Below are 10018 nucleotides of genomic sequence, written 5' to 3'. Positions count from 1 at the left end.
CTTAACTTTGTCGTCATCCTTAACTTTGTCGTCATCCTTAACTTTGTCGTCATCCTTAACTTTGTCGTCATCCTTAACTTTGTCGTCATCACCGGAGATATCTTCTTCGGTAATGAATTTGCGCCCTAATTGGCGCACAGCGTCTTTGTCCATGTCGGCACGCCACTCGCGCGCCACCTTCCGGGACATGGCCGCAAATCTAGCCCTAAAGCCTTGCTCATCAAGAACAACTGCCTCTTTAAGGTGAAACAGGGCGATAAGTTCTTCCTCTTCTAAAGCAGTCTCGAGCAAGGCGACAAAGTCGAGCGGCAAGAGCCCCGCTGCTCTAGACTCCGCATACACCTTTTCGGAAACTGTATGGCGGCGCAAGCGTGTGCTCATGCCCGCAGTCTGCAAGGAGCTTTCGAGCGCCGCCTGCAGATTGTCGGCCAGTTCTTCAACGCGTATTGCTGGCATCGCCGGCGCAGACCGCATAAGCAGTACGAGTTCTGCTTCCTGCCGCAGAAAGCCCCCTGCCTGTAGGCGGGTAACGATTTGCTTGACGGCCTCTCCCGCTTGCTGATTACGAAAATCTTCGGGTGCCAAGAGAGCGGCCGCCTGCGGGCTAAGTAGGGCGAGTTCCGTCACCCTGCCGCGTGTATCAACGGTCAATTGCACAGCTGGGTTGGCATGCAGGGTGGCGTAGGCTAGAGTGGGGGCTGGCATAAGTAAGCCCTGCCACACTAGGACCGCCACGAGCACTAGGGCCATGGGCAAGGCCGCGTGTAGAAGGCGAAAGCGGGGCGTAGAAAACAGGGCCCACAGTAAAGACAGGGGATGCCTGTGCCTACTCGTGGTCCGCTTCTGCATTTCGGCTAGGAGGGCAGTCCGGAGCCGAGCTTTATGCAAGGGGGTGCTTATGGTAGGCAGAGCAATGTCGCAGAGCCGCGCTTCAAAGTCTAACAGTTCTTTATTTTTCATTTACATCAACCCTCTACCTGTATAATGCCGTTCGTCGCTCTGGGTTGCATGTTTTTGGTCGCGGGCGAATTTTTGTCTGAGCTTCTCTAGCCCGCGGTGAAGAAGAGACTTAATAGTGCCAGTGGGCTTGCCTAGCACTGTGCCAATTTCCTGCAGGGGCAGCTCGGCGAAAAAACGCAAGAACAAAACTTCTCTATAATTTTCGGGCAGCTGATGCATTTGCTCTTGCAGCAGTAAAAAGTCACGTTGGCGTAAAACTTCGGCCTCGGCCAGCAGCAACTCCGCCTCGATATCTTGCTCTCCAGCCGGTTCAAAACCCTGCTCGTACATCTCAGTGAGCGATATAGCAGGGTAGCGCTTTTTGCGGTGCCATCCCGCTATTTCAGTCAAGGCGATGCGAAAGAGCCAGGCCTGAAAAGGCACATTCTGCCAAGTGAACTGTGCCAGGTTCTTAAAGGCCTTTAAAAAGGTCTCGGACGTAATGTCCTGCGCAAGCTCTACGTCGGCGGTACGCCTGACAACAAAGTTTAAAATGCGGTCGTAGTTATCTTCGTATAGCCGCCCGAAGGCGGCAGGGTCAGTGCGAGCCTGCTCGACTAACGCCCTTTCTTGCTCTAGCTCCTCCGCCGATAAGCGGCTCCCGGCCAGCAAAAATACAAACCACTCACAGAGGGCCTGAAGCCGCCGCAGGCGAGGGATAGCGTAAATGGCCGCAGTGTCGTGCGTGCAGGGTGTACAAGAAAACCTAGCGTGCATCTTCATTCCTCCCTTCTGTGTCTCTGACCGCTGTCAGGGCCTACGAAAGGCATTCCTTGCGTAGCTTATAAATCCCTGCCCGGTGGGTGTTTAACCAGTTTAACTTAATAAGGGCTCGCTGCTAGCGCAGCGTCAAAGATACTTAAGCAAAATATGCCTCTTGCCATAATAGTCGCTACTAGATAAGATGTATTTGTTGAATCGTATCACTTTTCAGAAAGGAGGGCGCATAGGCTAAATTAGTCTCTCGGCTTATATTGTATAACAAAGGAGGAGTTAGTAGTGGGTAGAAGACCAGTGAAAGAAGCAACCGTACTTCATGCCTTGATTCCTATCGTTATTTTGGTTGCCTCGCTTTCTTATGCCATCTTGGTGCACGAAGCCGCTCCGCATATTCCGCTCATTGTCGGCACCATCGTAGCCGCCGCGGTTGCGGTATTTATGTTGGGCACACCTTGGGATGAACTAGAAGAAGGAATGCGCAGTACGCTCAGCGCTACCCTTCAGGCCATTCTCATCCTTATGATTGTGGGTACTCTCATAGGGCTGTGGATACTGAGTGGCACTATCCCCGCCATGATCTACTATGGGCTACAGATTCTCTCGCCAGCAGTGTTCTTGCCCGCTGCCTTTATCATTTGTTGTATTGTTTCTTTGTCGACGGGCACTTCATGGGGCACGGCCGGCACGGTCGGCATAGCCCTAACGGGTATCGGCATTGGTCTTGGCATGCCAGCTGGCATGGTGGCCGGTGCGGTAGTCTCCGGAGCGTACTTTGGCGATAAGTTGTCCCCGCTTTCCGACACCACCAACTTGTCTCCGGCCATGGCCGGCAGCTCTCTCTTTGCGCACATTAAACACATGCTCTATACCTCTATCCCCGCTTTCGGCATTTCGCTTGTCCTCTATGCTGTACTGGGTATGCGCTTTGCGGGCCAAGAGCTTGATGTACAACGCATTAATGAAATACTTGACGCTCTACGGGCTAATTTTACCATTTCGCCACTCCTGCTCATTCCTCCCCTCGTCGTTATCTTGCTTATCGCCCTGAAAGTGCCCGCTTTACCGGGCCTTATCGGTGGCTCGGTGCTCGGCGGTATATTCGCGGCCCTGTTTCAAGGCGCCTCGGTCGGCGACATTATCGGTTCTGCGCACTATGGCTTTGAGATTGAGAGCGGTGTAGCCGTAGTTGACCGCCTGCTTAACCGTGGTGGACTAGATGGCATGATGTGGACTGTAGCCCTAATTATCTGCGCCCTCACTTTCGGCGGGGTAATGGAAAAGACGGGTATGCTCCGCGCTATCGGTACCAAGCTATTTGCCATGGCGCAGAGCACGGGGTCACTCGTTTTGTCCACGGCAATCTCGTGCCTAGCAATTAACATCTTGGCTGCCGATCAATACCTGTCCATCGTTCTGCCAGGGAGACTCTTTAAAGACGAATATGCCAAGCGCGACCTCGCCCCGAAAAACCTCTCGCGCGTCCTTGAAGGCTCAGGTACAGTAACTTCGGCGCTCATTCCCTGGAACACTTGCGGTGCTTTCATGATGGCGACACTAGGAGTGTCTCCGCTCGTCTACTTGCCGTATGCCTTCTTTAACCTGCTGGTACCAATTATCAATATTATCTATGGCTATACAGGTTTCAGCATGGCTAAGTTGTCGGAAGAATAACAGAGAAATTTTTACCATTAGTACCACATGCCAATGTATAGCGAAAGGGCGGCCATAACGGCGCCCTTTTTTGCGTGTAATTCAGCAAAAATTTGCGCAATCAGCAGGGAAAATGAGGCAAGTCGGGGAAACTAGTTTTGAAACTGCTAGATAAATAAGGGAGGTAAAGATTAAGATGCATGACCTGCTTAGAGTAACGCAAAAATCCTTCGACGAATTTAATCAATTTCTAACGAGCAAAGACAATGCGGTAGTGGGCGAATTCTTGCGCGTGGTGAGTAAGTACGGCACCCCACAAGAGATTAACGCCAAGGCTGAGGCGGCCCGCCTGTTGCCGAATTTACTCGGCCGCTTGCGCAACATGAACTCGCCGTACTTCGCCCAATTAGAATGGCTTATGGCAGAGAGAGATAAAGGCTCCTTTGTGCCGATATCGCAGTATCGTCGCCAGGTGCTTGGCGAAAAAGCCGACCGCATGTTTTTTAAAGAAGGGAACGCCGTCACGCTAGAAATCAGTGCCCTGCAGTACTTTCCCTGGCTCATAGCCGAAGCTGAGCGGGCCATCTTGCAGCAAGATATCATGCCTGGCAGGTTTATACGCGTGCGCAAAATGAAGGAGCAGGAGAATGACCACGGAGATACCTTAGCCATGGCGGCGGCCATGCAAATTGTCGGCGCGAGCTATGTAGAGACGCTCGACACCAAGGGGACTGACGGCTCTAACGTTCACTTAGGCGGGCCCGCCACTATTACAGGGTATTTTGGGGGCATTGGGCAGCCTAATGATTATGCCTTGAAATGGGTGGACGAATGCCTGTACTACTACACTAACTATGGCATTAACCAAGTGCTCAACATAAATCCCGGCACCGTATTCTTGGGCTACTTGTTGTACAAGCTGGGCATTGATATCACCTTCAAAATTTCGGTCTTTATGGGTAACGATAACCCCTACTCGGTATTGTGGACGCTCGCTATGGCGCGCCTTATGTCGCGTGAGGACGGCACTTCACCGCTCGCTGGTTTCAATTTGAGTAATTCAGTTAACAATGAAACCATCTTAAAGAGCGCCTACATCAGGCAAGAGCTAGGCCTCGAGAGCAATGTGCGTTTAGAGCACCACATTACCGAAGCCTACAAGAGCATTGTGCGCCAGCCCTATGACCGGCGTGACGAGCTTTTAGAGCTAGCGATGTCCGTACCCAATATTGCCGCGAAGCATGAGGGAGGCGACCCCGAGGTAGAAGTGACTCGCTCACACCCCTCGGATATCCTCGACTACTTCCGCGCCAAGGGCGACCTAACGCCAGAGGACATGGCACTTATGGAGCAAAACTACCTCGACAAGCATGAGGCCGTTAATCATACGGCACGAGCTTTGACGGAAAAAGGGCTTTCTTTTATTGCAGCGCGAAAGCTGCACCGCCACTAAGATAAGCATAGGAGGTACAGGCATGACCAAGAAGAAAAGCATTCTTGATTTGCGCAAAATGAAAAAGAATGGCGAACAGGTGGCATGGGTAACGGCCTATGATTATCCTACCGCTTCCTTCGCCGAACAAGCGGGTATGGACATGCTACTCGTGGGTGACTCACTCGGCATGGTTGTCCTAGGCTACCAGAGCACGGTGCCTGTGACCATGGAGGACTGTATTCGGCACTGTCAGGCAGTGCGCCGTGGCGCGCCGAACACCTTTGTCATCGGGGATATGCCCTTTTTGTCCTACCAGATCTCGGATGAGGATGCCGTGCGCAATGCCGGGCGCTTTATGAAAGAAGCGGAAATGGACTGTATCAAGCTTGAAGGCGGGGTGCGTGTCGCTAGCCGCATTAGGGCGATTGCCGAGGCCGGCATACTCGTCATGGGGCACATTGGCCTTACGCCACAAAGCTCGGGGCAGCTAGGGGGGCACAAAGCGCAGGGGCGCGACACCAACTCGGCGCGAGCGGTGATCGAAGATGCCTTGGCGGTGCAGGCTGCCGGAGCCATGCTGCTCTTAGTGGAGGCGGTGCCGCCAGAAGTTACGGCCTTCATTGCGCGCCTGCTCTCCATCCCCGTCTACTCTATCGGCGCAGGCCCTTGTGATGGGCAGTTGTTGATCAGTGCCGACCTACTGGGGAAGTTCGCCGCCTTCACGCCGAAGTTCGTTAAAAAATATGCCAATGTGGCTGAGGTGGAAACCAATGCCTTCAAGGCCTATGTCGCCGATGTGCGGGGGGGAGCGTTTCCCACCGAAGAACATGTCTACCGCGTGCTCGAGCCGCTGACAGAGTTTGAAAAGCTCTTCGCGGAGTACACCAAGTAATTATGATAGGCAAGGGGGCCGTTCCTGGTAGAGGGGCAGGCCCCCTTGTTGCTTTTGTTGATTCTTTTTGCAGGGAGACGCGTAGAAATGTGGAATATAATATTGGGAAAAATTCAACTATAGGAGGCAAGGTAGTGCGCATCACAGAGCATCCGATCTTGAAATTTGACCGTGGCAAGGAAATTGCTTTTTTCTTTAATGGACAAGCCTTGGTAGGGCACGAAGGTGAAACTATTGCGGCAGCACTCCACGCGGCGGGTGTCAGGGAGCTATCTAAGAGCTCTGTCCTCCATCGCCCCCGGGGTTTTTTTTGTGCTATAGGCACCTGCAGTTCCTGCCTCATGTTAGTCAATGGTGTGCCTAATGTGCGTGTCTGCGTGGAGCGCCTCACCGCAGGTATGACAGTAGAAACGCAGCAAGGGAGAGGGGATCTCGGTGAATCGGTATGATGTTTGCATTATAGGTGGGGGTCCGGCTGGTCTTCGTGCGGCGCAAGCGGCAGGAGCGGCCGGGGCCAAAGTACTGCTTATTGACGAAAACGACCGCCTGGGAGGACAACTGATTAAGCAGACGCATATGTTTTTTGGTTCTGAAAAGCAGCAAGCCGGTATGCGAGGCATAGATATAGCGGCAGAGCTAGTTCTGGCCTTAGACAAAATGCCTAATGTCGAGGTTTACCTAGAGTGTGCGGCGCTCGGGCTTTACGATGATCAAGTGCTGACCATCTTGCATAAAAAGCGCTACGAGAAGGTAGGAGCAGATAAATTTATCGTGGCTACCGGTGCTAGTGAGCGCATGTTACCCTTTGCGGGCAACGATTTGCCGGGGGTTTATGGCGCGGGTGCCGTGCAGACGCTAATGAATGTCTATGGTGTACTCCCCGGAGCGCGGGTGCTGATGATAGGCGCAGGTAATATTGGTCTTATAGTTTCTTATCAATTACTACAGGCTGGAGTCAAAGTTGTGGCCATCCTAGAAGCTTCTCCCCATATAGGTGGCTACCTTGTGCACGCTGCCAAGGTGCGGCGCGCCGGGGTGCCCATACTGACTTCGCATACGATTAAAGAGGCCTATGGTGAGCGAGCAGTGGAGGGCGCCGTTATCTGCGAGTTGGATGAAAAATGGCAGGTACGCCCGGGCAGCGAGAAAAAGGTCGAGGTGGACGTCATTTGCTTGGCCGTTGGACTCTCACCACTGACTGATTTACTGTGGCAAGCAGATTGCCGCATGCTCCATGTGGCCGAACTAGGGGGGCATGTGGCCTGGCGCGACGCGAACCTTTGTACTTCGCAGCCCTATATTTACATCGCCGGCGATGTGGCGGGGGTGGAAGAAGCGAGCTCCGCCATGGTGGAAGGGGAACTGGCAGGGCTAGCGGCAGTTAAAGAACTAGGCCTAGCTTCCCCCGCGGTGGAACAGGGCTTGTCTCAGGCTAGAGCAGAGCTCAGAGCGCTGCGCTCGGGACCTGTGGGCGATAAGATACGCACAGGGCTAGCCCTAGCGCAGGGCGGGGAGGGTGAAAGATTTGCTTAAAAAGACAGGAGTGCCTAGCAGCGCAGAGCTCGCCCTAGTCTATCCAGACGAGGAGCGCCTGCGGCAAGGGCTAGTTGCCGTAATCGAGTGTTTTCAGAACATCCCCTGTAACCCTTGCGCGACATCATGTCCGCGGGGCGCCATCAAGCCCTTTGCCGATATCAATGACCTGCCTCAATTTGACCCGTCTCTGTGTAATGGCTGCGCTCTCTGCGTGGCTAACTGCCCGGGTCTCGCCATTTTTGTGGTGGACGAAACCTATAGCGCCACAGAGTCCCTCATCAAATTGCCATATGAATTCGTGCCTTTGCCCATAGCGGGAGATAAAGTAGCAGTCTACAATCGTGCTGGGGAAGAGATAGGTCAGGGAACGGTGTTGCGGGTGCAAAATCCGCAGAGCTTTGACCGCACAGCAGTGGTGCACCTAGTTGTGCCACGCGCTATAGCGCGTGAAGTTAGATTTTTGTCACCGGGGGTGGGCGTGAAATGAAGGCCGTGGAGCAGCAAGTAATTATCTGTCGTTGTGAAGACTTAACACTGGCCGATGTGCGAGCCCTGATTGAAAAAGGTTATCGCACCCTAGATGAGCTTAGGCGCATTAGTCGCCTCGGCATGGGGCCCTGTCAAGGGAGGACCTGTCGCCCCTTGGTGCAAAGAGAACTGCAGTTAAGTGGCATACCCCTCAAACAACAGTCGGTCGGAGTCTTTCGGCCACCTGCGGTGCCGGTGGCACTAGGAGCCATAGCGGAGGGCAGCAAGGGGGGCTTTGGGCATGCGTAAGAGTGCCGATGTAGTAATCATTGGCGGCGGAGTCAATGGGGTGGCCATAGCCTACCACCTTGCCAAGCGCGGCTGCTCTAATGTAGTCGTTCTCGAGAGAGATTATCTGGCCAGCGGGGCCACCGGCCGCTGCGGCGCTGGGGTGCGACAGCAGTGGGGCACAGAGATGAACTTGGCGATGTCTATACCTAGCATCAAGATGTTTGAAACGATGAATGAAGACCTAGAATACGATGGTGACATTGAATTTAAGCAGGGTGGGTACCTGCTCTTGGCCTACACTGAGGCAGGCTGGGAGCAGTTTCAGAAAAATGTGTCCTTACAACGCCAGTACGGACTAGACGTGCGCTTGTGTAGCCCCGTTGAGGCCAAAGAGATAGTCCCTCACCTTAATACGGAGGGCTTAGTGGGGGCGACTTTTAACCAGAGTGACGGACACTGCAACCCTTTTCACGTTACCGACGCCTACGCTAAGGCGGCGCGACGTCTGGGCGTGGAGATAAACACGCACACGGAAGTCCTCGCTATCCACAAGGTGGGCGAGCGCATCAGCGGCGTGGAAACCAGCCAGGGGTTTATCGCTACACCTAAAGTGGTCAATGCCGCGGGGGCGTGGTCAAAAGTTGTGGCCGAGATGGTGGGGCTCGATATCCCCATCCATCCGGAGCGACACCAAATTCTCGTCACCGAGCCGGTCAATCCCCTACAGGGGCCCATGGTAATGTCCTTTCATCACCATATTTATTGTCAGCAAACTCCCCATGGTAGTTTTATCATGGGCTTAGGCGACCCGAGCGAAGGACAAAGCTTTAATCAGCGCTCTTCATGGCAGTTTCTTGATGAGATGGCGCAGAAAATAACATGGCTCCTGCCGCCTCTTAAAGGAATTCGGGTAGTGCGGCAGTGGGCAGGTCTCTACGAAATGACGCCAGATCGCACGCCTATTCTGGGCGCAGTAAAAGAGGTGCCCGGTTTCTACTTGGCTGCCGGCGGGAGCGGCCATGGCTTTATGCTGGCCCCAATGACCGGGGTTCTGCTCGCAGAAACAATACTGGGCATACCGTCCTCGCTCCCCATAGAAAAGATGGACCTCGGCCGGTTTGCGCGCGGGGAGCTTTTTTACGAGCCCTCAGTTGTCTAAGGCCCTGGTCTCTTTCTCTGCTGGCCGGTGCTCCGGTCAATATACCACTCTCCATCAAGGAGTAGATCGCCGATAGGCACAAAGGAATATCCCCGCTCCTTAAGCGTTGTGATGATGGGTAGAAGGGCCTGGGGCGTGTAGGTGGCATTGTTGTGAAACAAAATGATAGCGCCATTATGAAGGCGCGTCACCACCCTTTCATAGATGCTCTGACTAGTGGCAGTCTGTTTCCAGTCTAGGGAGTCAATGCTCCACTGAATAGTGTAGTACCCGAGCGCATCCAAAGTCTCAATGACGCGGTTGTTGTAGTCGCCAAAAGGCGGACGAAACAGCCGCGCTTTTTGTCCGGTGGCCTCTTCGATGAGCGCATGGGTGCGTGAAATTTCGTGTTCGATCTCGGAAACACTCAAAGTGGTCATGTGTGGATGCGTCATGCTATGATTGCCAATCTCATGCCCAGCTTCGGCAATGGTGAAGGCCATGGCAGGGTATTTTTCGACCCAAAAGCCCACGAGAAAGAAAGTTGCACGCACGTTTGTGTGCGCCAAAATGGCGAGCAGCTCATCGGTATAGTCTGCTCCCCAGGCAGCGTCAAAAGATAGCGCCACCACCTTATCCTCTCTTTCTACGCTGTAGATGGGCAAGAGACGATTGGCATTGGCTACGGTGGCGATGCTTTGCACAAACCAGCCTGGGTAGGTGGCATTGAGAATCTGTAAAAGCAGTGCCGCGCTGAGCAATATAGCTAGGCGCCTTAGCAGCAAGACCTTTTTAATAACAATTAGCACCCTTGGCGAACTCCTCTCCCTGCGCTTTACCAAAGCCTATGTGGTTCCAGGCGACAATAACACTGTGGTATGCAGAGGGC

Annotated in this window: 11 protein-coding genes; 8 read left to right on the top strand and 3 right to left on the bottom strand. The window is 53.6% G+C overall.

What is annotated here, in order from left to right:
* Window positions 1-960 (bottom strand): hypothetical protein (locus tag KGZ92_11215; protein MBS3889833.1); only part of this gene is annotated, 960 nt, incomplete at its 3' end.
* A complete protein-coding gene (locus tag KGZ92_11210) occupies window positions 961-1716 on the bottom strand; it encodes an RNA polymerase sigma factor (protein MBS3889832.1) in 756 nt (251 codons plus the stop codon).
* Between the two features lie 282 nt (window positions 1717-1998).
* On the opposite strand from KGZ92_11210, the gene nhaC reads away from it, so the two are divergent.
* The 8 genes from nhaC to KGZ92_11170 all read left to right on the top strand — a co-directional run bounded on the left by nhaC (window position 1999) and on the right by KGZ92_11170 (window position 9150).
* The gene (gene nhaC / locus KGZ92_11205; GenBank protein MBS3889831.1) at window positions 1999-3390 is read left to right on the top strand and encodes a Na+/H+ antiporter NhaC; all 1392 of its coding nucleotides are present in this window, start codon (window positions 1999-2001) and stop codon (window positions 3388-3390) included.
* A 175-nt stretch (window positions 3391-3565) separates the two neighbouring features.
* Window positions 3566-4822: a hypothetical protein gene (locus tag KGZ92_11200; GenBank protein ID MBS3889830.1), complete on the top strand. Its 1257-nt coding sequence runs from the start codon at window positions 3566-3568 to the stop codon at window positions 4820-4822.
* A gap of 22 nt (window positions 4823-4844) precedes the next feature.
* Window positions 4845-5696: a 3-methyl-2-oxobutanoate hydroxymethyltransferase gene (gene panB, locus KGZ92_11195; GenBank protein ID MBS3889829.1), complete on the top strand. Its 852-nt coding sequence runs from the start codon at window positions 4845-4847 to the stop codon at window positions 5694-5696.
* Between the two features lie 134 nt (window positions 5697-5830).
* Window positions 5831-6145, top strand: coding sequence for a (2Fe-2S)-binding protein (locus KGZ92_11190; GenBank protein MBS3889828.1), 315 nt, complete (start codon window positions 5831-5833; stop codon window positions 6143-6145).
* Window positions 6132-7229, top strand: coding sequence for an FAD-dependent oxidoreductase (locus KGZ92_11185; protein ID MBS3889827.1), 1098 nt, complete (start codon window positions 6132-6134; stop codon window positions 7227-7229). Before KGZ92_11190 ends, KGZ92_11185 begins: the two co-directional genes overlap by 14 nt.
* Window positions 7222-7719 carry a 4Fe-4S binding protein gene (locus KGZ92_11180; protein ID MBS3889826.1) on the top strand — a complete coding sequence of 166 codons (498 nt, stop codon included), beginning with the start codon at window positions 7222-7224 and terminating at the stop codon, window positions 7717-7719. The genes KGZ92_11185 and KGZ92_11180 overlap by 8 nt, the downstream gene beginning before the upstream one ends.
* The gene (locus tag KGZ92_11175; protein MBS3889825.1) at window positions 7716-8009 is read left to right on the top strand and encodes a (2Fe-2S)-binding protein; all 294 of its coding nucleotides are present in this window, start codon (window positions 7716-7718) and stop codon (window positions 8007-8009) included. The genes KGZ92_11180 and KGZ92_11175 overlap by 4 nt, the downstream gene beginning before the upstream one ends.
* Window positions 8002-9150, top strand: a complete 1149-nt coding sequence (locus tag KGZ92_11170) for an FAD-binding oxidoreductase (protein ID MBS3889824.1) — start codon at window positions 8002-8004, stop codon at window positions 9148-9150. The genes KGZ92_11175 and KGZ92_11170 overlap by 8 nt, the downstream gene beginning before the upstream one ends.
* On the opposite strand, the gene KGZ92_11165 is transcribed toward KGZ92_11170, so the two are convergent.
* Window positions 9147-9938: a polysaccharide deacetylase family protein gene (locus tag KGZ92_11165; GenBank protein ID MBS3889823.1), complete on the bottom strand. Its 792-nt coding sequence runs from the start codon at window positions 9936-9938 to the stop codon at window positions 9147-9149. The genes KGZ92_11170 and KGZ92_11165 overlap by 4 nt on opposite strands.
* Window positions 9939-10018: the final 80 nt, after the last annotated feature.

This window comes from Bacillota bacterium (assembly GCA_018333655.1).
GTDB lineage: Bacteria > Bacillota > UBA994 > UBA994 > UBA994 > BS524.
The sequence above is the reverse complement of the archived record's forward strand: the minus strand, read 5'-3'. Positions and strand labels throughout refer to the sequence as shown.